At 44.6% G+C, this 23,924-nt stretch carries 11 protein-coding genes and 1 pseudogene; 10 read left to right on the plus strand and 2 right to left on the minus strand.

Annotated elements, in window-relative coordinates; genetic code table 11:
• From H6F77_RS27715 to H6F77_RS02050, 8 genes and pseudogenes are all read left to right on the plus strand, one after another.
• Positions 1-177, plus strand: a pseudogene (locus H6F77_RS27715) (IS630-like element ISMae26 family transposase); the annotation flags it as partial.
• A 338-nt stretch (positions 178-515) separates the two neighbouring features.
• Entirely contained in the window at positions 516-1,826 is a 1,311-nt protein-coding gene (locus H6F77_RS02020; protein WP_190484860.1) for a P-loop NTPase fold protein, read from the plus strand.
• A 5-nt stretch (positions 1,827-1,831) separates the two neighbouring features.
• Positions 1,832-6,688 (plus strand): WD40 domain-containing protein, encoded by a 4,857-nt coding sequence (locus H6F77_RS02025; RefSeq protein ID WP_199321135.1) that lies wholly within the window; start codon positions 1,832-1,834, stop codon positions 6,686-6,688.
• 319 nt (positions 6,689-7,007) lie between these two features.
• Positions 7,008-7,247, plus strand: a complete 240-nt coding sequence (locus H6F77_RS02030) for a hypothetical protein (RefSeq protein ID WP_190484864.1) — start codon at positions 7,008-7,010, stop codon at positions 7,245-7,247.
• A gap of 75 nt (positions 7,248-7,322) precedes the next feature.
• On the plus strand, positions 7,323-8,684 hold the full coding sequence (locus H6F77_RS02035; protein WP_190484866.1) for a P-loop NTPase fold protein: 1,362 nt from the start codon (positions 7,323-7,325) through the stop codon (positions 8,682-8,684).
• A complete protein-coding gene (locus H6F77_RS02040) occupies positions 8,630-13,504 on the plus strand; it encodes a WD40 domain-containing protein (protein ID WP_190484868.1) in 4,875 nt (1,624 codons plus the stop codon). Before H6F77_RS02035 ends, H6F77_RS02040 begins: the two co-directional genes overlap by 55 nt.
• Positions 13,505-13,769: 265 nt before the next feature.
• The gene (locus tag H6F77_RS02045) at positions 13,770-14,105 is read left to right on the plus strand and encodes a CU044_2847 family protein (protein WP_190484870.1); all 336 of its coding nucleotides are present in this window, start codon (positions 13,770-13,772) and stop codon (positions 14,103-14,105) included.
• Positions 14,089-18,255 (plus strand): nSTAND1 domain-containing NTPase, encoded by a 4,167-nt coding sequence (locus H6F77_RS02050; RefSeq protein ID WP_190484872.1) that lies wholly within the window; start codon positions 14,089-14,091, stop codon positions 18,253-18,255. The genes H6F77_RS02045 and H6F77_RS02050 overlap by 17 nt, the downstream gene beginning before the upstream one ends.
• Before the next feature lie 26 nt (positions 18,256-18,281).
• On the opposite strand, the gene H6F77_RS02055 is transcribed toward H6F77_RS02050, so the two are convergent.
• A complete protein-coding gene (locus H6F77_RS02055; RefSeq protein WP_375335912.1) occupies positions 18,282-19,169 on the minus strand; it encodes a Uma2 family endonuclease in 888 nt (295 codons plus the stop codon).
• A 71-nt stretch (positions 19,170-19,240) separates the two neighbouring features.
• Here H6F77_RS02055 and H6F77_RS02060 point away from each other — a divergent pair, with 71 nt between their 5' ends.
• On the plus strand, positions 19,241-20,512 hold the full coding sequence (locus H6F77_RS02060) for an FGGY-family carbohydrate kinase (protein ID WP_190484874.1): 1,272 nt from the start codon (positions 19,241-19,243) through the stop codon (positions 20,510-20,512).
• Positions 20,513-20,532: 20 nt separating this feature from the next.
• Complete coding sequence (locus tag H6F77_RS02065; RefSeq protein WP_190484876.1) at positions 20,533-21,261, plus strand: DUF2259 domain-containing protein; 729 nt, start codon at positions 20,533-20,535, stop codon at positions 21,259-21,261.
• Positions 21,262-21,436: 175 nt separating this feature from the next.
• Here H6F77_RS02065 and pcrA read toward each other — a convergent pair whose 3' ends face one another.
• Positions 21,437-23,800: a DNA helicase PcrA gene (gene pcrA / locus H6F77_RS02070; RefSeq protein WP_190484878.1), complete on the minus strand. Its 2,364-nt coding sequence runs from the start codon at positions 23,798-23,800 to the stop codon at positions 21,437-21,439.
• Positions 23,801-23,924 lie beyond the last annotated feature (124 nt).

The raw sequence follows: 23,924 nt of genomic DNA on the forward strand, positions 1-23,924 counted from the left end.
CCCGATTTCTCACCAATTGAAAATTGTTGGTCGAAAGTCAAAAGTATACTACGTTCGCTCAGTCCCAGAAATTATCCAGATTTAGCCAAAGCAATTGAAGAAGCTTTTAATAAAGTGTCTCTACAAGATATCCGTAACTGGTTTACTCACTCCTGTTACTGTACCTCACTAGAGTAGTAAACGCTATAATAGGCATGATGCCTATTATGTAGCAAAAATTGAAAATTTAGAAAAATTCAGGTTAGGCTGTTTCGCTTTAAGCGATCGCGCTCCTAAAAGTTGGTGGGTGTAGAGATGAGGGGAGCGATCGCGTGTTGGGAAACTGCTCTGCAAGTCATAGCCTAGTTTAATCGGGGTGGGGGTTGAAGGCTTGTCACGCAGCGGGCGATACTCGCAGAGCTACGGAAGATTGGCTACGCAGGAACTTCCGGAAAGAGCAGCAATTGAGTTGAATTTATTTCCAGAGAGAAACTAGACTTTGGGTTAAGTATCTAGACAACGACAAGGTAACGATAATGAAATTGGATCTACAGAAATTTTTTGACAGTTGCAATCCTAGCAAAACGCTAATATTAGAAAATCCGGAGGATGGACAATATTATATCGATTTTGCATCTGTGCGGGGAAGTAAAGTTATTAAAGAACTGGGGCGAACGATCGCACGACTTTCACCAAATAAGCCAACCTGCCAGTTGTTTACGGGGCATATTGGTTGTGGCAAATCTACAGAGTTGCGGCGCTTGGAAGCCGACTTAAAGAAAGAAGGCTTTCATGTAGTTTATTTTGAGTCCACGCAAGACTTAGACATAAATGACGTGGACATTACTGATATTTTACTGGCGATAACTCGTCAAGTGAGTGAAAGTTTAGAAACTATTGATATTAAGCTAAGACCAGGATATTTTACAAAACTGTTTGGTGAGATTAAAGACTTTTTACAAACCCCAATAGACGCTTCTTTGCAAGCAGAATTGTCTGTGGGAATTGCCAAAATTACTGCGAAAACTAAAGACAGCCCCAAGCTACGAGATCAGCTAAGGCAATATTTAGAACCCCGCACTAATAGTATTTTAGAGTCTATCAACGAAGAAGTTTTGGGACGTGCGACACAAGAGCTAAAAGGTAGGGGTAAAAAAGGACTTGTGGTGATTGTGGATAACTTGGATCGGATAGATCCGAGAACCAAAACTTCAGAGCGATCGCAGCCAGAATATATATTTATAGATAGAGGTGAACAGTTAAGAAAACTGAATTGCCATGTCGTCTATACCATTCCCTTAGCCTTGATTTTTTCCAATGAAAATGAAACTTTAAAGAATCGCTTGGGTGGCGGAGTAGCGCCCAAAGTGTTGCCGATGGTTCCGGTGCAATTGCGAGATGGTAGCGAATATAAAGAGGGAATGGAATTGCTGCGACAGATGGTATTAACTAGAGCATTTCCAGATGTTGATGCTTCTGCACGAATTGATTTGATTGGACAGATTTTTGATAGCCCTGAAACTCTAGATAGACTGTGCAGAGTCAGTGGCGGTCATTTAAGAAACTTGCTAGGACTGCTCTATAGTTGTTTACAGCAAGAAGAGCTACCATTGTCGCGAGACTGCCTTGAAGATGCAATTCGGGCATCGCGCGATAGTTTAGTTTTAGCGATTGATGATAATGAGTGGGAATTGTTACGTCAGGTTGTACAGCGGAAAAGTGTCAGCGGCGAGGTAGATTATGAAAATCTCCTGCGAAGCTTATTTGTATTTGAATATCAAGATAAGGAAGGGCGCTGGTTTGGGATAAATCCTGTGTTAGCAGAAGCAAAAAAATTTAAGCAGTGAACGATATGGAACGACCAGAAGATGTCGCCGTTCGTAATGAGCGATCGCTCAAAACTTTGCAGCGGGCGATCGCACTTTCTCAAGGGAGATTTTCCCTGATTTTGGTGCGATGTAACTACACAAGTTTGCGAGAAAGAATGCGATCGCAACTGCAAGAACACAGCGATATCGAGATTCGTTCGCTATTTCTGCACCAGGAATCCAAGACGCTTTATTCAACTATCAAAGCAGAAATCGGAGAGGAGGAGATTGCTGCTTTGATGGTTTTTGGGTTAGAGTCTGTAACTGCAATTGATGACTTGCTGACATCAACTAATCAAGTGCGGGATGAGTTTCGTAAAATTTTTTCGTTCCCTATTGTGTTGTGGGTTAACGATGAAGTTTTGCAAAAAATGGTTAAACTTGCTCGCGATTTCCACACTTGGGCAAGCGCACCAATTCAATTTGCGATCGCTGCTGATGAATTGAACGAATTTCTCAAACAACAGGCAGATTTGATATTCTCCAAAGTTTTAGAAGCTGGTTCAGATCGATTTTTAGACAATGCTGCTATTAATTTGGGAGTGGGTGCTAATTATCGGTTTGAACTAGAGTCAGCTTGTAAGGAATTGCAAAGTCGCGGTGAGTTGGAGCCAGCTTTAGAAGCGAGTCAACAATTTATTTTAGGACGCGATGCATATGTGAATAATGAGATGGAGCGATCGCGGCAACTCTACGAGCAAAGTTTGGCTTTTTGGCAGCAAAACGATGAGTTAGAAAAGCAAGCTTGTTTGCTATTTCATCTGGGGTTGTGGTGGCGTAGATATGCTGTCGAGCGCAGAGAGGCATATATGCCAGCCTGCCTTCAGGCAAGGGAACATTATAAGCAGTGCGTGGAGGTATTGCAGCAGGCAAAACGCCCAGATTTAGCAGCAAAATTTATCAACCCTTTGGCAGAAGTCCTGCAACAACTAAAACAGTGGGATGAGCTAGAAACTGTTGCCGAAGCCGCTGTTGAGTTGCACCAAATCTATCCTGATGCCCTCAGACTGGCGAATGCTTATGCCCTTATGGCTGAGGCGGCTTTGGCAAAATCGCAGTGGGCGAGAACTAAGGAATATGCAGAGACAGCGCTACAAATAACTGCCCAGAAGTCAGAATCTAATTCTGAAAATTTTGGCGCGAATGTGGTCTTGGTACGACAGCACTATCGGAGTAGATATTGGTTTCTGCTAGCACAAGCGCAACAGCGTATCGGAAGCTTACAAGATGCGCTTCAAAATTTAGAAAATGCAAAATTAAAATGCAAGCACGAGTATAGTCCGCAGCTTTATTTGAGAATATTAGAGGCGTTGCGATCGCTTTATTTTAACCAACATCGATATTTAGAAGCTTTTAATATTAAGCAGGAAAAACTTGCCGTTAAACATCAATATGGGTTCCATGCTTTTATTGGCGCTGGGCGCTTGCAGCCTCAACGAAAAGTAATTAATCCTGCTCTAGTTCCCGATCCTGCTGGCTCCTGCGATTCATCTATTGGCTCGCTAGAGTATCAGCAAGCAACTATTGCCCCAGAAATTGTTGCTTCTGGTCGCAAGCTGGATGTGGATCGGTTGCTTGAGCGCATTAGCCGCGATGATTGCAAGCTAACAGTAATTCACGGGCCTAGCGGTGTGGGCAAAAGTTCGCTAGTGACGGCGGGGTTAGTACCAACATTACATCAAAAAGGCGCGATCGCTGGCCGAAATATCTTGCCCGTTGTAGTGCAAGTTTATACGAATTGGGAGGAACTGGGGAAAAGTTTGGCAGCGGCGCTAGAGGAAGTTAGAGATATTCGCTTATCTGCCATACCAAATAGTTTAGAGGCAATTCTGGAACAGTTGCGAAAAAATGTAGAGCGCAATCTGTTGACCGTGCTGATATTCGACCAGTTTGAGGAGTTTTTCTTTAGTTGCCATACACCAGCCCAAAGACGAAAATTTTGGGAATTTTTGCACGTTTGTCTGGATACTTTAGATCTTCCCTATGTAAAGGTAATCTTGTCGCTGCGGGAAGATTACGTGCATTATTTGTTTGAGTGCGATCGCCTCAATATTTTAGAAATAACAAAAAATAACATCCTTAATAAAGAAATTTGCTATCCGTTTGGCAATTTATCACCAGAAGACGCTAAAAAGGTCATCCGCAGCTTAACCCACAACTCCTTTTACTTGGAAACGGCGCTGATTGATGAATTGGTGCGGGATCTGGCGGGAGAATTGGACAGTGTTCGTCCGATTGAGTTGCAATTGGTGGGAGCGCAACTACAAGCGGAGAATATCACAACGTTGGTTGAGTATCAACAACGGGGCACAAAGGAAAAGCTAGTCGAGCGATTTTTAGAAGAAGTTGTTAAAGACTGCGGCGCTGAAAATGAACGTGCAGCACAGGTAGTATTGTACTTTTTAACTGATGAAAACAACACGCGACCACTTAAGACTAGATCGGAGTTAGAAGCAGATATAGAGGCGGCGGATTTAGCATCAGAAGTTAAGAAATTGGATTTGGTGTTAAAAATTTTAGTTGGCTCGGGGCTGGTGTTTGAAGTGCCACAAATAGCAGGCGATCGCTATCAACTGGTTCACGATTATCTAGTGTCTTTCATCCGCCAACAACGAGGCTCGGAAGTAATCGCAGAACACCGAAGAGAAAAAGAGCAACGCCAGATTACTGAAAAGAAGTTAACCCAACTTCTGAAACGGCAACTGCAAGCAGCGATCGCAGCCGGATTTTTGCTGGCAATACTAGCAGCCTCGGCAGGGGGATTTGCAGTATACTCAGTATCTCAAAGAAAGCTGGCAGAAGAGCAAAGAAAACGCGCGGAAACTGTTCAAGAAGGCTTGATAAATGCCCTTAGCTCTTTTTCAGAATCCCTCTTTGCCTCGAATAACGACTTTGATGCGTTGATAGAAAGTGTGAGAGCGGGGGTACAACTGAAACTAATAGCCGGAGTAACAAAACCTGATACCCGTATTCGGCTTGAGGCGGCGCTGTTACAGGCGCTTTACCGAGGTAGCGAACGCAACCGCTTGCAAGGTCATAGCAAAGATATAATTAGGGTTAGTTTTAGCCCTGACGGCAAGGCTCTAGCCTCTGCCAGTTTAGACGGTACACTAAAATTGTGGAGCATTGACGGCAAACTGCTCAAAACCCTTAAGGGGGCAATTAGCATCAGTTTTAGTCCCGATGGCAAGACTTTAGCCTCTGCCAGTGGTGGCAAGACAGTGAAACTGTGGAACATTGATGGCAAACTGCTCAAAACCCTCACAGGACATAGCGAGGGGGTCTGGAATGCCACTTTCAGTCCCGACGGCAAGACTATAGCCTCTGCGGGTGATGACAAGACGGTGAAACTGTGGAGCATTGACGGCAAACTGCTCAAAACCCTCACAGGACATAGTGAGGGGGTCTGGAATGCCACTTTCAGTCCCGACGGCAAGACTATAGCCTCTGCCAGCTTTGACAAGACGGTGAAACTGTGGAGCCTTGACGGCAAACTGCTCAAAACCCTCACTGGGCATAGCGAGGGGGTCTGGAATGCCACTTTCAGTCCCGACGGCAAGACTATAGCCTCTGCCAGCTTTGACAAGACGGTAAAACTGTGGAGCCTTGACGGCAAACTGCTCAAAACCCTCACTGGGCATAGCGATGCGGCCACTAGCGCCACTTTTAGTCCCGACGGCAAGATTCTAGCCTCTGCCAGCTATGACAAGACAGTAAAACTGTGGAGCCTTGACGGCAAACTGCTCAAAACCCTCACTGGGCATAGCGATGCGGTCTGGGGCATCTCTTTCAGTCCAGACGGCAAGACTATAGCCTCTGCCAGTTCGGACAAGACAGTAAAACTGTGGAGCCTTGACGGCAAACTGCTCAAAACCACCACTGGGCATAGCTATCCGGTCACTAGCGCCTCTTTCAGTCCCGACGGTAAGACTCTAGCCTCTGCCAGTTATGACAAGACGGTGAAACTGTGGAGCCTTGACGGCAAACTGCTCAAAACCCTCACTGGGCATAGCGATACGGTCTGGGGCGTCTCTTTCAGTCCAGACGGCAAGACTCTAGCCTCTGCGGGTGATGACAAGACGGTGAAACTGTGGAGCATTGACGGCAAACTGCTCAAAACCCTCACTGGGCATAGTGAGTCGGTCTGGGGCGTCTCTTTCAGTCCAGACGGCAAGACTGTAGCCTCTGCCAGTAGAGACAAGACGGTGAAACTGTGGAGCATTGACGGCAAACTGCTCAAAACCCTCACTGGGCATAGCGATACGGTCTGGGGCGTCTCTTTCAGTCCAGACGGCAAGACTATAGCCTCTGCCAGTTGGGACAAGACGGTGAAACTGTGGAGCGTTGAGGGCAAACTACTCAAAACCCTCACTGGGCATAGTGAGTCGGTCCATAGCGTCACTTTCAGCCCCGACGGTAAGACTCTAGCCTCTGCCAGTTATGACAACACGGTGAAGCTGTGGAACGTTGACGGCAAACTGCTCAAAACCCTTTCTGGCCATAGCAATTCGGTCGATAGCGTCACTTTCAGCCCCGACGGCAAGACTATAGCCTCTGCCAGTTCGGACAAGACAGTAAAACTGTGGAGCCTTGACGGCAAACTGCTCAAAACCTTGTCTGGGTATAGCAATTTGGTCACTAGCGTCACTTTCAGTCCCGACGGTAAGACTCTAGCCTCTTACAGCGATGACGAGATGGTGAAACTGTGGAATTGGCAGGAGCTAGATTTAGATTATCTATTAATACGGGGCTGCGATCGCGTGCGTGACTATCTGAAGAACAACTCCACTCTGAGTGAGAGCGATCGCCAACTCTGCGACGGCATCCCCGCTCTCAAGTAGCAGTGCGGTGTAAATATCATATTATTAAAACTATGTCAACCATATTTTCTCTGATTGCGTCAGAGAAAAATGTTGCATTGCTGGGACAAAAGCGGCTGAAAGATCGTCCTGATCAGAGGGAATACCCCAGGAAGGTAAGTTAGTAGCTGGACTTGGTATCGGCTGACACGATCAGTCTCTAAGAACTCAAGGAGATCCTCAGTTTGACACTCCCGATCTTGGGCGAACCTATTCCTTATCGTCTAACAGATTGTTATTCACTGGAGGAAGCGGCTGCCCACCAATCTAACGCTAGGGGGTGGTGCCGCGTAAATGTGCGATGAAAAAGAAATTCTTGAATTTGATGATAGCGCTGCCCGTGTTGGTTGTCACGATAGGTCAAAACGTAGCAAATAGCGGTGGCATGAATACATTATATTTACACATTTCACCGCCACCAAATAACGCGAGTCAGATACAACTCGATAGTGAAGATCCAGCACCTATATTACTAGCAGCTAGAGATAGACGACAAGAAAATTGCAAGTGGTTGAGAATATGTCGTAAACCGAAGAAATAATCTGGCTTTTTTCCTGCGATCGCGCACAATTTGCAGGGCACGCCTAACCAAGCTTAAGCATATAAACCAAGGGCTATGATACTGGATCTACCAAGATTTTATAAAGCGTGCAACCCCGGCAAGCCGCTAATGGTGGGGAATTCCCAAGATCGGCAATACTATATAGATTTTGCCTCAGTTCGTGGCGGCAAGATTATAGAGTCGCTCAAAAGAACGATAGCACAAATATCCCCCGATGAACCAACTTGCCAACTGTTTACCGGGCATATTGGCTGTGGCAAATCTACCGAATTGCTGAGGCTAACAGCAGAATTAGAGCAACAGCAATTTCATGTAGTTTATTTTGAATCCAGCGAAGATCTAGAACTGCTGGACGTAGACGTAACAGATATTTTACTGGCGATCGCGCGTCAGGTAAGCGAAAGTCTCGAAGCGATAAATATCAGACTAACACCGCGCTATTTCCAGAACTTATTTAAAGAAATTGGCGAATTTTTGCAAACATCAATAGAACTGGGAGTAGAAGCAGAATTATCCACAGGTATTGGCAAAATAACAGCCAAAACAAAAGAAAGCCCCAAGCTGCGCCGTCGCTTGAGAGAATACCTCGAACCGCGCACCAGCAGTATCTTACAATCCATTAACGAAGAACTCCTCAAACCTGCGACCGAAGAACTAAAACGGCGCGGGTTAGCCGGACTTGTGGTAATTGTCGATAACTTGGATCGAGTAGATGTCCGACGCTTGCCATCGGGGCGATCGCAGCCAGAATATTTATTTATAGACCGGGGCGAACAATTACGCAAACTCAAGTGCCACGTTGTTTACACCATTCCCCTAGCCTTGATATTCTCCAACGATTCCGAAACCCTAAAGAATCGCTTGGGGGGCGGACTAATCCCCAAAGTATTGCCAATGGTACCCGTCCGCCTGCGGAATGGCAAAGAATGCCAAGAGGGGATGGCGCTGCTGCGACATATGGTGCTGGCGAGAGCCTTCCCCAACGAGACACGGGAAAAGCAGATAGAGTTAATTACAGAAGTTTTTGACAATCCGGAAACATTAGACCGCCTGTGCCGCGTCAGTGGTGGACATGTGCGGAACTTGCTGGGGCTAGTATTTGATTGTCTCAGGAAAGAAAATCCCCCACTGACGCGAGATGTATTAGAAAGCGCGATCGCGGAACGCCGCGATTACCTGGTAAACAGCATCACAGAGCGGGAGTGGGAACTGCTCAAAACAGTGGTGCAACAGCAAAGCGTAAGGGGAGATATAGAATACCAAAACCTGTTGAGAAGCATGTTTGTATTTGAATACCGCGATCGCGATGGGTCTTGGTTTGGGATCAATCCCGCTTTAGAAGAGGCAAATAAATTGAAATCATGGTTGACCTCCACAAACCTGAAGATGTCGCCGCTAACAACGATCGTTCCTTAAACACCTTAGAACGAGCGATCGCATTTTCTCAGGGAGAATTTTCCCTCGTTTTGGTGCGCTGTAATTATGCAGATTTGCGATCGCAGATGTTGCAACGTCTCCGAGAACGAGCGCGTGTTGCATTTCCCACCCAAATTAAAGAGCTAGTCTTACCCCACACCGTACAAACTCTTTACACAACACTGCACGCACACCTGGGACACGAGCCGCCTGCGGCATTAATGGTTTTGGGTTTAGAATCTGTAATCGCTCTAGATGACATTTTGACTTCCACAAATCTAGTGCGAGATGAGTTTCGCAAGCGGCTACCTTTCCCCTTGGTGTTGTGGGTAAATGATGAAGTCCTGCACAAGTTGCTTAGATTTGCGCCAGATTTTGCAAGTTGGGCAGCTACACCGATTAAGTTTGAAATATCGACCGACGAATTAATTAATTTCCTGGGTCAAAAAGCTGATTCGCTGTTTGCCGCAGTTTTGAGCGTTGATGCTTATAGAGATAAAAACGCCAATGTCGATACCCACAATCCGGCTTTCAATCTCACAATTGGTTCGCGCCATCGCTTAGAACTCGATTGCGCGTTAAACGATTTGGAGCGTAGCGGACAATTATTAGAACCCGAACTAGAAGCCAGCCTGAACTTTGTTTTTGGTTTAGATGATTATGCCAACGACCAAATAGATTCAGCTTTAAACCGTTACCAAGAAAGCTTAAGTTTTTGGCAGCAAAGCAAAATACCTAATTATTTAGAGCGCCAGGGGATACTGCTATTTCATATAGGTTTATGTTGTTGTCGCAATGCTGACAGGCATCGGTCAGAAAGCCACCACTATTGGGAACAAGCTAGACATTATTTCCAGCAATGCATTGATGTTTTTGAAGATGCGGGACGTCCTGATTTGGTGGCTCAGTTTATCAGCCAACTGGGCGAGGTCCTCGAACATCTAGAAGCATGGGAAGATTTACAAACTCTGGCACAAAATTCCTTACAGTTGCATCAAACTTATGGGACGCGAGTGCAATTGGCTCAAGATTATGGATTTTTAGCTTATGTAGCACTTAAGCATTCAAGATGGGCAGATGCTAACCAATTAGCAGATCTTGCACTATCTATTTTGGCAGAGTTTTTAGAGGATCGCACAAGCAATCCCGGTTCTCATCGGTTAATGTTGGCTCAGTTATATCGATTACTTTTAGTAAAATCGCAACGGCAGTTAGGCTACCTGTCGGAAGCTAACAATAACCTGGAAATTGCTAGCCTAGAACTAAAAAAAGCTATTGAAAAAAGCGATCATCGCTACGATCCGCAGCGGTATTTGCGGCTTTTAGAGTTAGTGCGATCGCTTTATTTTGAGCAAGGTAGATATTTAGAAGCTTTTAAACTTAAACAAGAACAAAGTTCTATCGAGCAGCAGTATGGATTCCGCGCCTTTATTGGTGCGGGTCGCTTGCAACCGCAAAGACAAGCTACAAATCCTGCTTTAATTCCAGTTGAGCCGCAAGGAACTGTTGCTAGGGAAATTGCTACTTCTGGGCGACAGCAAGATGTCAACCGCTTAATAGAAAGATTAAGCCGCAGCGATCGCAAACTTACTGTTATTCACGGGCCTAGCGGGGTGGGCAAAAGTTCGATCGTGCAGGCGGGATTAGTACCAGCCTTGAAACAAAGAAACATTGGCGATCGCATAGCCTTACCGCTTTTACTCCAAGGCTATACAGATTGGGTCAGAGACTTGGGTAAAGATTTAGCCGAACAGCTCAAAGAAACTCAAGATCTCACCTTGCTCCATCCCCTCAATTCTCCCGCAGCTATTATAGAACAATTGCGACAAAATGAAGAACGCAATTTGTTAACTGTATTAATTTTCGATCAGTTTGAAGAATTTTTCTTTGTTAGCCCGGATATACCAAAAAGGCGAACTTTCTACGATTTTTTACAAGCCTGCCTCAATACTTCCTTTGTAAAAGTTATTTTCTCACTCAGGGAAGATTACCTTCATTATTTATTAGAATGCGAAAAATATAATAATTTAGAAACAATTGATAATAACATCCTCGATAGACAAATAAGATACTATCTAGGAAATTTTTCACCGGAAGACACTAAATCAGTTATTAAGAACTTAACAGAGCGATCGCAATTTCATTTAGAAGATGCTCTGATTAATGAATTAGTGCGCGATTTAGCGGCTGACCAAGGAGAAGTTCGCCCGATTGAATTGCAGGTTGTGGGAGCGCAACTGCAAGCCGAAAACATCACAACACTACAAAAATATAGACAGTTTGGCCCCAAAGAAAAACTCGTCGAGCGATTTTTAGAAAAAGCTATAGAAGACTGCGGTACTGAAAACGAACGCACGGCTAGGCTTGTTTTGTACTTGCTAACCGATGAAAATAATACTCGTCCCTTAAAAACGCGGGCTGAATTAGCAGCAGATTTAGCTGGACTCGACGCTAATAAGTTAGATTTAGTCTTAGATATTTTAGTAGGCTCAGGCTTAGTATTTTTGTGGCCAGAAGTTCCGGCAAAGCGCTATCAACTGGTTCACGATTATCTAGTTCCTTTTATTCGGCAGCAAGAGCAACTTACCATTAGAGCAGAATTAGAGGAGCTAAGAAAAAGGGACAAACTAAGTAAGGCTGCTATTGAGCAACTCAACCAAGAAAAGCAACTATTAGCTCAACTGGCGGACGCAGAAGAAAAACAAAAGAAAAGCGAAGCTCGTTTAAATCGCGTCCTCAAATCTGCACTTGCTGGCTCGGTCGTAGCGCTAGGCGTACTGGGAATGCTAGCAATCTCAGCCGTGAGATCGGCGCAGCGGGCTGAAATAGCAGAAACTAATTTAAAATCTGAAGCTTTTCTGCTTTCAAAAGTAGAGCTTGGAGCATTAGTATCCAGCGTCCGGGCGGGTAAAAAATTACATGAAGTTGGAGGAGATCCCGATATTAAAATACAGACGGTGGGCATCCTCCAAAAAGCAGTTTATGGAGTGCAAGAAAGCAACCGCTTAGAAGGTCATAGCGATTGGGTTAGTAGCGTCACTTTTTCACCCGATGGCAGCACCATAGCCTCAGCTAGTCGGGATACAACGGTAAATCTCTGGCGGCGCGACGGCTCGTTAATTGCAACTTTAAAAGGCCATACTGCTGGGGTATATAAAGTAGCTTTTAGCCCCGACGGCCAGATAATCGCAACAGCCAGTGCAGACAAGACGGTAAAATTCTGGAAGCCAGATGGGACGTTGCTCCAGACCCTATCTGGCCATAGCGATCGCGTTAGCAGCCTCAGCTTTAGCGCCGATGGTCAGACTATAGCTACTGCTAGCGACGACAACACAGTAAAACTGTGGAAGCCAGATGGGGCTTTGATCCGGACTCTGCCAAAGCAAAGCGATATTATTTTGGATGTGAGTTTCAGCCCGGACGGTCAGACTATCGCGACAGCCAGGGGGGATAGCACAGTGAAGCTGTGGAAGCGCGACGGCACGTTGATTGCAACTTTATCAGGACATGAAGATGCGGTAACAAGCGTCAGCTTCAGTCCGGATGGTCAAACAATTGCCTCAGCTAGTGCAGACAACACCATCAAACTCTGGATGCGAAATGGTGTACTGCGAAGAACCCTAAAAGGGCATAGCGATATAGTATTCGGCGTTACTTTCAGCCCCGACGGTCAGACTTTAGCTTCAGCCAGCGAGGATAGCACCGTTAAATTATGGAGGAGGGATGGCGTTTTGATGAGAACCCTCCCAGGACACAACGGGAAAGTTTTAGGCGTCAGTTTTAGCGCCCAAGGCGATAAGCTTGCTTCGGCTAGTGCTGATGGTACTGTCAAAATCTGGAGCCTCAACAGTATGTCGCCTAACGCCCTCAAGGGGCATAGCAAAGAAGTATGGGGGGTGACTTTTAGCCCAGATGGGCAGACTCTCGCCTCAGCAAGTGACGACAAAACAGTGAAACTCTGGAAGCGAGATGGTAAGCTCTTAAGCACCTTGCAGGGGCATAGTGATGGCGTTAATTGGGTAAGTTTTAGCCCCGATGGTCAGACCATCGCCAGCGCTAGTTCTGACAAAACGGCTAAACTCTGGAACCGCGACGGTAGGGAACTCAAAACGCTCAAGGGGCACAGCGACGCCGTAAATAGCATAAGTTTCAGCCCGGATGGTCAGACCATCGCCAGCGCCAGCGATGACAAAACGGTGAAACTGTGGAAGCCCGACGGTTCCCTGGTAAGAACGTTGCAGGGGCATGATGGTTCGGTCAATTGGGTGAGTTTCAGCCCAGATGGTAGTACCATTGCTACTGCCAGCGATGACGCGACAGTGGGACTTTGGCAGCTAGACGGTACGGCGATCGCTACCTTGCAAAGGCATACTGGCCCGGTGAAGTGGGTAAGTTTTAGCCCTGACAGTGAGATAATTGCTACTGCTAGCGATGACGCGACGGTGAGATTGTGGAAGCGCGACGGTACGTGGTTGCGAAACTTGAAAGGCCATGCGGATACGGTTTATGCCGTAAACTTCAGCCCTGATGGTAAGACTCTAGTTTCTGCGAGTGCTGATAAAACCCTGAAACTTTGGAGCCTGGATGGTACTTTCCTCACGACTTTAGAGGGGCATACTGATGAGGTATATAGCGTGAGTTTTAGCCCAGATGGCAAAATGCTAGCTTCTGCCAGTCAGGATAAAACTATAATTCTGTGGAATTTGGATTTAGATGACCTGTTGGTGCGGGGATGCGATTGGCTGCGCGATTATCTAAAGAACAAACCCCAAGAAGATAGCGATCGCACTCTCTGCTACGGTATCGCAACTAGAAGGTAGGTGCTGCCTCGCACTGGTGGGGGTGTTGAGGGCGAACGTCTTTTAAATCAGTTAATTTAAATTATTTTATCGGAAAACTTTCCGGAAGAACTTGCTGCCGAAGTGAATAGTTAATAATGAGGACTAAATTTTAGTTGTAAGTATTCCTGAAAAAGCAAGCATAACTCCCCATACCTTGAGTTTGAATTTAGGGCGCGATCGCTATTTCATCCGCGTGCCTAAATACAGCCTTTTAATAGAAAATTTACCCTTAGAGGTTTAAGTTGTGAAAATAGTTGAATTTGAGTTGGAAAGCGGCGAATCAATTTTTGTAGAAGTCAAGGATACAGAACAAACTGATGGTCGTATTGGTTTAGGAGATGACTTAATTGAAAAAGCTCACGGAACTTTTGAGTCTGCCTTAGAAAAAGTCAAGCCTGTAGCTAATACTATTATCAATAAGCTGCGTAATCTCAACCAACCAGCCGACGAAGTAGAAGTTAAGTTTGGGTTGAAGATGACAGCACAAGCTGGGGCGATCGTCGCAGGCTTCAGCGGAGATGCTAACTACGAAATTACCCTAAAGTGGAAGCGAGATTCAAAAAATGGTGGCACAGCTTGAATCATCGGTTGTACGGATTTACTCGAATAAAAAACCAGATACTGTAGTTGGTGCAGGATTTTTAGTAGCTGATAAATACATTCTCACCTGCGCTCATGTAGTAGGATATGCACTTGGTATTGACGCAAAAACTTTAGAAAAGCCAACGGTGGAAATCTGCTTAGATTTTCCCAGACTAGAACGCGGAAACAAATTAACTGCGCGGGTGGATTTTTGGCAGCCTGTTAATTCATCAGAGTTGCAAGAAGACATAGCTGGACTGGAATTACTAAGTCCTCTCCCGGATGATGTAAAACCAGTAAGATTGCTTACACAAGAAGATTTATCGGGGCATAATTTTGAAGCGTTTGGTTTTCCTGATAAGCAACCTAACGGGGTTTGGGCTTATGGCATAATCCGCCCAAAAACAGCTAAAGGTTGGTTGCAAATTGAGGGAAAAACGCAAACTGGTTATAGGTTGGAACCAGGTTTTAGCGGTACGCCAGTCTGGGATTCGGATTTAGCTGGTGTAGCTGGAATGGCTGTAGCAGAAGATCCAAATCGAAAGGAGGCGAAGGTTGCTTTTATTATTCCCAGCGAGATGCTCATCAATGCATGGGATGTATTAAAAAAACAACCGCTCGCGTCTTGTCCTTATCGCGGTTTATCTGCTTTCAAACCGGAAGATGAGCCTTTCTTCTTCGGACGAGAAGATATGACAAATAATCTGGTAGAAGCAGTACAAAAAAAGCCTTTGGTTGCTGTAATTGGAGCTTCTGGTAGCGGCAAATCTTCCGTTGTATTCGCAGGTTTAATTCCGCGCCTATATCAGGAAAATACTTGGTTAGTTGTACATTTTCGTCCAAGCGATCGCACTCTCCCTCTCAATTCTCTGACAGCGGCGCTCATCCCGTTGCTGGAACCGAAAATGAGCAACAGCGATCTCTTGACTAAAGGCAATAATATAGCAACAGAATTACGAAAAAATTTAAAATTATCGGATGTAGTTGCTAGTATCTTAGAGACAAACAAGAATGCAACCCGTTTGCTTTTGGTTGTCGATCAATTTGAGGAGCTTTATACGCTTTGTCCTGATAAGCAAGAGCAAAAACAATTTTTGGATGTATTGCTGAACGCGATCGCTACAGATTACCACCAACGCACATCAAACTTTACCATTGTCTTAACTTTACGAGCTGACTTTTTCGAGAACGTGCTTTCATATAGTCTATTTGCGGACAAGTTGCAGCAGTTTTCTCCAGAAATTCTCCGCTCGATGAACCGTAAAGAATTGCAAGATGCAATTACACAACCCGCAGAAAAACAAGGCGTGAAAATTCAAGACGGTTTAACTCAGCGAATTTTAGAAGACGTTGGTGAAGAACCGGGAAATTTACCATTACTAGAGTTTGCTTTAACTCAACTATGGGAAAAACAAACTAATAATAAGCTAACTCATGATGCTTACGATGAAATTGGTGGTGTAGAGAAAGCTTTAAGCAAACACGCTGATGAAGTTTACAGTAAGCTAACAGAACAAGAACAGCAACAAACTCAGAAAATATTTATCCAATTAGTGCGTCCCGGCGTGGGAACAGCAGACACTCGCCGTCAAGCAACTCGCGCTGAAATTGGAGAGGGAAATTGGAATTTAGTCAAGTATTTGGCTGATGAAAGATTGGTTGTCAGCGATGGTCAAAAAACCATTGGAGAACTAAAAGAAGAAACCGTTGAAATCGTCCATGAAGCTTTAATTCGGGAATGGAAACTCTTGCAGCGCTGGATGGAACGCGATCGCGCTTTTCGCCTATGGCAAGAGCGAGTGCGAGTTTTAATGCATCAATGGCAGATTAAAAACAAAGATGAAGGTGCATTGTTGCGGGGAGCTTTGCTTGCTGAGGCAGAAGATTGGCAACAGAAACATTTAGATAAACTAAGCCATTTGGAGCGAGTTTTCATCCAGCTAAGTTTGGCGCTGCGGGATAGGGAAAAAAAAGATCGGGAAAGCAGACGACGAATGACTATCTTAGGGCTTGCCAGCTTTTCAGCAGTTACCCTAATTCTGGCTAGTGCAGCTGGGCTGGGATGGTGGCGTGCTATCAGCGGAGAAAAAAATGCCCCGATAATCGCTCGTAGGGAATCTTCCGAAGCCTTGTTTGCCTCAAATAAACAATTTGATGCACTGTTAGAAAGTATAGAAACTGGGAAACGCCTAAAACAAGGAATTGGTATAAATGCGGATACTGATATCCGGGTGATTGGTACTTTGCAACAAGCCGTTTACGGCGTAAGGGAGCGGAACAGTTTTGGTGGGCATACTAAGCAAGTAAACCGCGTACTTTTTAGCCAGGATGGCAAAACTATAGCTTCTGCCAGTGCAGATAGGGTTATCAAATTTTGGGATCTAAGCGGTCGAGAATTTAAACATATTGATACTCAAGGTGTTCAAGTTTTAGACTTCAGTTTGCAAAGCCAAACATTTGCTGTTACCAGCGACAATGGTACCATAATACTTAGAAGCTTTGACGGCAAAAATATCGGTTTTATTACTGACAATAAGCAGTCAGTGACTGCTTTAAGATTTAGCCGAAATGGTAGAACTATTGCTACTGCTAGCCACAATTTGAAAAACGATGGGAGCTTAATTAGCATCAATCTCTGGCAGCTAGACGGCACGCCTATTCAAACTTTACCAGTTAGTTCTAATAACTTGAAATGGATTAATAATCTTAGTTTTAGTCCTGATGGTAAAATGCTTGCTTCTGTTTACACCGACGGCACGGCTCAGCTTTGGACTTTAAAAGACGAAAGAGCTAAACCTATGCAAAGTTTCGGTGGCTCTATTAGCAAAGTTATTTTTAGTGACGACGGCAAGATGTTTGCCTCGGTTGAATTTGGGAAAGGCGTATTAATTTGGCAGAGACAGGGTGATAAGTTTGAACTTTTAGAACAGTTTGACAGTGATGGATACAAATTTGACACTTTTAGCCATTTTGACGTTGTAACAGCTAGTTTTAGCCCTGATAACCAAACTTTAGCTTCTGCTGGCCAAGATGGCACTATCAAAATTTGGAATATTAACTCTAGAGAACCACAAACAACCCTGGTTGGACACAGTTCAGAAATTTCGGACTTGAGCTTCAGTCCAAATAGTAAAATGCTAGTTTCAGCAAGTTATGACACAACAATCAAATTTTGGAGTCTTGAAGGTATCAAACCAAAAAAGTTAGATTTGGATAGTCGTAGCTCTTTGCATGATATAAGTTTAAGCCCAGATGGCACGAAGATTGCCACTGTTACTGGCGATAAAGTAATCAGACTCTGGAACATAAATGGCTCTCTCCATCAAGTCCTCCCAGGACAAGTAGATCCTCTAACTAAGATAAATTTCAGCCCAAACAGCAAAATGCTGGTCTCTAGCTCTGCCAAGATGATTCAAATCTGGAACCTTGATGGTACGAAGCCTAAAACGATAATTAAACAGGAAACTCAAAGAAATGGCGCTAATCAATTTGGTAAAGTAAGTTTCAGCCCCAACGGTAAGACTATTGCTGTAAGTCGTAAAGACGGGGTTATTAAACTTTTGAGCCTCGATGGCACCGAAATCAATACCCTTAAGGATGGTGGGACAATTTTCAGTTTTAGCCCTGATGGCAAAATTATTGCTTCTGCTAGTGGAGATCGTACTGTGAAACTTTGGAGTTTTGATGGTAGAGAATTACAACCCTTAAAAGGACTTACTTCTGCTGCAAACAGTTTGAGCTTTAGCCCTGATAGTAAAAGTGTTGCGGTTGGCAGTGAAGACGGAACTATTATAATTTGGAGCCTGAATCGGCGAGAATCTAAAACTATCAAAGGACATAACTCTGCTGTTAGCAGCTTAAGTTTCAGACCAGATGGTAAAATATTTGCTTCTGCTGGTGACGGTTATATCAAACTTTGGAATATGGATGGTAGAGAGCTTAAAAGCTTACCAGCTCGTAGTTATAATATGAGTTTTAGCCCAGATGGGAAAATGCTAGTTTCTGCTGATGGTCGCAATGTAACTCTATGGAGTTTGGATTTAGATGATCTACTTAGCCAAGCTTGCGATTGGGTGCGTGACTATCTGAAGAATAATCCCAATGTGAGTGAGGCCAATCGCCATCTGTGCGACGGTATCAGAAAATAAACAAGCAGCGATCGCACTGCACAACATTAACCCAAATCATCTAAGTCAATATTCAACTCGCGCAGTTTCGCCGCCAGTCTTTCAGCACGCTCAGAAGCTAACCTTGCTTGCTCTTGAGCTGCTGCTGCTTCAGCTTGGGCTGCTAAAGCTTCCTGTTGGGCGGCTAAAACTTCCTGTTGGGCTGCTGCTGCTTCGGCGATCGCTGCGGCGGCTTGCTCTTGGGCTGCTGCTGCTTCCTCATCGGGAGTTAAAATCATTTCTCCCGACTCAGTAAACCACCGCAACCAAATCCGGTTCACACCTTTATAAATACCTTGCCACAAGCCGAAACTTAACCCTAATTCTGGAACCAGATAGAGTTGGTCATCAGTTGGTGTCATCAGTTCGTAATGACCTCCAACCAGACGAAAAGGTTGAATTTCATTCGTATAACGACTGAAAACAATATAATAAGGAACGCGCAAAATCCGCTCGTAAACTTGCCATTTAGTCGGTGGTTTTCCTCTTTGAGAAACCGTCCGACCTAAATCTTCATCTTCCGTACTTGGCGACAATAATTCTACTACAACAAACGGACTAACCTGTTCTTGCCAGATGACATAACTCATACGCAGGTCATGACCTTCGTAGAGGCTGGGGACTCCCACCACAGCATACCAATCTGGGCGTTTGTACCAGTTGGTATGGCGGACATCGTAGTAAAGATTTAGGTCAGCAGCGGTAAATATCTCGTCTGGGCTATAGTTGGATGGTTTGAAAGTATCATCCAAAATACCTGGCTGGCGACCGTGATACTGATCGGGCAAATACTCTTCCTCTGGATTTTCGTCAGGTAGATCGTACATCGTCGGCAAAGTCTGCCGAGGTGAAAGAGGCGGTTCCGATTGGGGAGGTAGGCTTTGAAAGGTAGTCACGGCCAATCTCTAAGGTGTATATATTACAGGATATCAACTAAGATAAAAACCTATATCTTGCATCTCAATTTATGAATTTCTACCTCGGCATAGACTTTGGCACTTCTGGCGCACGGGCTATAGTTATTGATCCTGAAGGTAATATTCATGCTTCGTCGCAATATTCTTTTGATGAAGTGTCATATTTAGCTCTTAGCTGGAAGACGGCTTTGTTTGCCTTAATTGAGCAAATTCCTCAAGAGTTGCGAGGGGAAATAAGCGCGATCGCCATTGATGGTACTTCCTCTACTGTGTTGCTGTGCGATCGCGCTGGTAATCCTATTGATGAACCCATCCTCTACAACGATGCGCGGGGTGTGGAAGTCATGGATAAATTAAGGGAAATTGCTCCTCCCAACCATACTGTATTAAATGCCACTTCCAGCCTTGCAAAACTTTTGTGGTGGCAAAAAGCCATCCCCCTTGACCCCCCTTTCAAACGTGGGGATAGAGTAGAGTTATTCCTACATCAGGCAGATTGGCTGGCTTTTTTATTACATGGACAATTGGGCATTAGCGACTATCACAATGCTTTGAAATTGGGTTATGATGTCGAGCATTTGTGTTATCCAGAATGGCTGTTAAATTTGCCAATATCTAACTTACTACCTAAAGTTATCGCTCCTGGTTCTCCTATTGCCGAAGTACAACCTGAAATTGTTAGCCAGTTAGGATTAAGTAAAGATTGCCTTGTATGTGCTGGCACAACTGATAGTATTGCTGCATTTCTTGCTAGCGGTGCAAATTCTCCTGGTGAAGCTGTAACTTCCCTTGGTTCTACGCTAGTGCTGAAACTTTTAAGCCGCACTAAAGTAGATGATGCTAAATACGGAATTTACAGTCACCGTTTGGACGATTTGTGGTTAGTTGGTGGTGCTTCTAATACTGGCGGTGCAGTCTTGCGAAAATTTTTTACAGATGCAGAATTAGAAAATCTCAGCAATCAGATAGATGCAGAAAAGGAGAGCCAGCTTGATTATTATCCCTTGTTGAAAGAGGGCGATCGCTTCCCGATTAACGACCCCCATCTGCCGCCCCGACTTGAACCGCGCCCAGATAATCCAGTAGAATTCTTACATGGTTTACTCGAAAGCATAGCCCGCATTGAGGCACGGGGTTATCAATTGTTACAACACCTGGGTAGCACAGAGCTAAAGCAAGTTTATACTGCTGGTGGTGGTGCTAAAAATCCAGTTTGGGCTGCAATTCGCGGGCGTCATCTGCAAGTGCCACTTATCCCATCGATTCAGACTGCTGCTGCTTATGGCACAGCATTGTTAGCGATGCGGGGAATTAACAAATGAACCGCTAAGAATGTAAAATTATGAGATTTTTTTCCTTACTTTCACTTACTCTAGCAACTACCACAATAACCCTATTTTCGTCGGGCGGATTTGCGGCAAATGTCTTTAGAACAACTCAGCGGATGTCTGGTTTCTCACCAGATAGCCGTCATTATATACATCTCGAAAGTTCTAGGGACACGGGGCCAGAAATTCCTAAAGCACACTTACAAATTGTGAATGTACGTTCCAATGCTTGTGTTGAGGATGGCTGCTTAGAAACTGAATATGATAAAGACTCTTATTCGGTTCCTCTCAAGGCGGCTGAAGACGACTTGCTCAAGCGAACTTTAAATCTACGGCAGACTTTGAAGATGACTGCTTTAAAAACAGGAATAAAGCTGCCAGTTATATCAAAAGCGAAAAGTCCGGATGGAACTGAGAGCGTCACTGTCCGTTTAAATAAGCCTGGAGAAACTCTACAAATTTTCCTTCAGCAAAGGCACATCCCTTCAATCGTGCGTGGTGGCGCTGACGATGTAGATAGAGCAGCGATGCGTCTTTATGCTGTTAGATATTTAAATAATATTAATACAAGCAAACTGACGGTTGGTGACATCAACAAATTGCGCGATGCTGTCATAAATTACTCTATAAGAGAAGTGCGTTTGTCTCCCAACGGGAAAAACATCGTTGTTCTGCTTGATATGAATAAAACCACTTTTGATGGTGTGTTGCGGGCAACTTTGGTGCAGAGTTTTCCTCTGTGAACTATCAACTCAGACATTAAACCTAACAACCAGGCTAGCAAGGGAATTTATTCCCTTCCTAACTCGGAGGGGAGGCAGCAGCCCTCCAACCTCTCGTTCCCAGGCTCCAGTCTGGAAACAATAATATAGAGGCTCTGCCTCGATAATATAGAGGGCTGCTACCTCAGTTATTTAGCTAATCAACTCGTCGCAGTTGAGCAATTTTGGGGTCAATAATCTTTTGACCGATACCGGGGAATTTGATAGCAACAGTAATTTTATTCCCCGATCCCAAAATGTGGGTTATATTACCGATACCAAAACTTGGGTGAAGGACGCGATCGCCCACTTTCCAATCTTGTTTTGGTGCGCTAACCGTGCGGCTACTGCTGGTTTTCCTAGTCGGTGGTTGCTCAGATTGTGATGCTGCAACTGTCCTATCGGTATAATTATTATTTCCAGCATTAGATCTTATTAATTCTGCTGGTAACTCCTTAAGAAACTGAGAACGTATGGCTGGTTCTCGGTTCCCCCACAGGCGACGCGAAGCAGCATGGCTAATAAACAATTGTTCTTGAGCGCGGGTAATGCCAACGTAACAAAGGCGCCGTTCTTCTTCCAATCCTGCCGGATTGTCTAAACTGCGGCTGTGTGGCAACAATCCTTGCTCTAAACCCACCAAGAATACTATAGGAAACTCCAGACCTTTCGCAGAGTGCAAAGTCATCAGCGAAACTGCTTTTTCTCCCTCTTCTAAGTTATCCAAATCCGAGGCTAAAGAAGCTTGTCCTAGAAAATTTTCTAGGGTGGGTTCTTCATGTTCTTCTTCAAATTGCCGCACGGCATTATAAAGTTCTTGGATGTTTGCTAGGCGATTTTCCGCTTCATCTGTCCCCTGCTTTTCCAAGTCTTTGATATAACCAGAATCTTCCATCACCTGTTCGACAATTTGCGATGGTGGGATAGTTTCCATTTGCTGTTGTGCAGTGCGAATTACCTGCACAAACTGCATAATCGGTTTTGCAGTACGTCCGGCGAGGCTATTAACTGAAGTTTCATCGCTGATAATTTCCCATAGGGGGACATTCAATTCTTGCGCCGCAGTTTCCAAACGATCTACTGTAGTATCGCCAATGCCGCGACGGGGAGTATTTATCACCCGTTTGAGACTAAGTGAGTCAGACGGATTAACGATAAGTCGCAGGTAGGCGATCGCGTCTTTAATTTCCTTGCGATCGTAAAACTTCAAACCCCCAACCATCTGGTAAGTAATTCCCCACCTCACCATCAATTCTTCAAGCGGGCGAGATTGGGCGTTCATGCGGTAAAGTATGGCAAAACTACCCAAATCTAATTCTGGATTTTGACGAATCATGTTACGGATTTGCTTTACCACAAAATCCGCTTCATGTGTCTCGTCGTCTGCTTTGAAACAATAAATGTGTTCCCCTATTCCCCGCGTTGCTTTAAGGATTTTCTCAATGCGCTGTGTATTATTTTCAATCAGATGGTTAGCAGCTTGCAGAATATTTTCCCTAGAGCGATAGTTTTCTTCTAGCTTCACCATCGTGCGGGTATCTTCATCTTGCAAACCGTCGCCAAAATCTTCTTGAAATTCTAACAAAACGGTATAGTCTGCACCCCGGAAACTGTAAATAGACTGATCTACATCTCCGACTACAAAAATAGAGCGATCGCTCCAATCCCAGTTGCTCTTTTTCGTTTCTCCATTTGTAGTCAACAAACGTATGAGATCGTACTGAATCCTATTAGTATCTTGATATTCATCTGCCAAAATATGATGAAATCTTCGATGCCAGTAACCCAACACCTTCTCGTTTTGTTGAAACAATCGCACGGGAACCAGAATAAGATCGTCAAAATCTAAGGCGTTATTTTCTGCTAGCCTAGTCTGATATATATTGTAAACTTGGGCAATGGTTTTACCCCGAAAATTAGGTTGATCGTTCTCGAAGTCTTGGGGTGAAAATCCCTGGTTTTTGGCGTTACTGATCGCCGAACGGACGGCACGAGGTTCAAATTTTTTGTCATCCAGATTTAACTGTTTTGTGACAATTTCTTTGATAACGCTTTGAACGTCAGATTCGTCAAATATCGAAAAATTTTTATTCCAACTGCGTCCTTTTTCGTCTTGATATTTCTCGATATCAAATCTGAGGATACGAGCGCAAAGACTGTGGAACGTGCCAATCCACAAATCTTTGATATAACTTCTGTAAACTTGCGATTCTAGTTTTGTTTTATCCTCAGCTACCAATGCCTCAAGAGGCTTACCGTAGTCTTCCCTAGCCACTTGTTGGGCAAATAGTTTCTTAATTCGTTCTTTCATCTCCCGTGCGGCTTTATTAGTAAAAGTCACCGCCAGGATATTTTCGGGATCTACGGCGTGCTTGAGGATGAGATTGGCAATGCGATAGGTGAGCGCTCGTGTTTTGCCGGAACCCGCGCCAGCTACGACTAACAAGGCGCCGCAGTAATGTTCTACGGCTTTGCGTTGACTGGGGTTGAGGTGGCTGAGGAAGTCAGTGGTTTGAGTCATGGCTTGACTGGTGGAATCCGCTCATTTTAGGGCAACAGCCTTTCCGATAGCAGGGCTGCTTTGTGTTGAGGCTCCCGCAGCATCTACTTAGAAGAGCGTTCAGTGCGAAAGCCTATCTTATCCC

Source organism: Microcoleus sp. FACHB-831, from assembly GCF_014695585.1.
Taxonomy (GTDB): Bacteria; Cyanobacteriota; Cyanobacteriia; order Cyanobacteriales; family FACHB-T130; genus FACHB-831.

Excerpts from the sequence above, each read along its gene's own strand:
- H6F77_RS02020 (WP_190484860.1), top strand. The coding sequence starts at position 516 with ATGAAATTGGATCTACAGAAATTTTTTGACAGTTGCAATCCTAGCAAA.
- H6F77_RS02025 (WP_199321135.1), top strand. The coding sequence starts at position 1,832 with ATGGAACGACCAGAAGATGTCGCCGTTCGTAATGAGCGATCGCTCAAA.
- H6F77_RS02030 (WP_190484864.1), top strand. The coding sequence starts at position 7,008 with ATGAAAAAGAAATTCTTGAATTTGATGATAGCGCTGCCCGTGTTGGTT.
- H6F77_RS02035 (WP_190484866.1), top strand. The coding sequence starts at position 7,323 with ATGATACTGGATCTACCAAGATTTTATAAAGCGTGCAACCCCGGCAAG.
- H6F77_RS02040 (WP_190484868.1), top strand. The coding sequence starts at position 8,630 with ATGGTTGACCTCCACAAACCTGAAGATGTCGCCGCTAACAACGATCGT.
- H6F77_RS02050 (WP_190484872.1), top strand. The coding sequence starts at position 14,089 with ATGGTGGCACAGCTTGAATCATCGGTTGTACGGATTTACTCGAATAAA.
- H6F77_RS02060 (WP_190484874.1), top strand. The coding sequence starts at position 19,241 with ATGAATTTCTACCTCGGCATAGACTTTGGCACTTCTGGCGCACGGGCT.
- H6F77_RS02065 (WP_190484876.1), top strand. The coding sequence starts at position 20,533 with ATGAGATTTTTTTCCTTACTTTCACTTACTCTAGCAACTACCACAATA.
- pcrA (WP_190484878.1), bottom strand. The coding sequence starts at position 23,800 with ATGACTCAAACCACTGACTTCCTCAGCCACCTCAACCCCAGTCAACGC.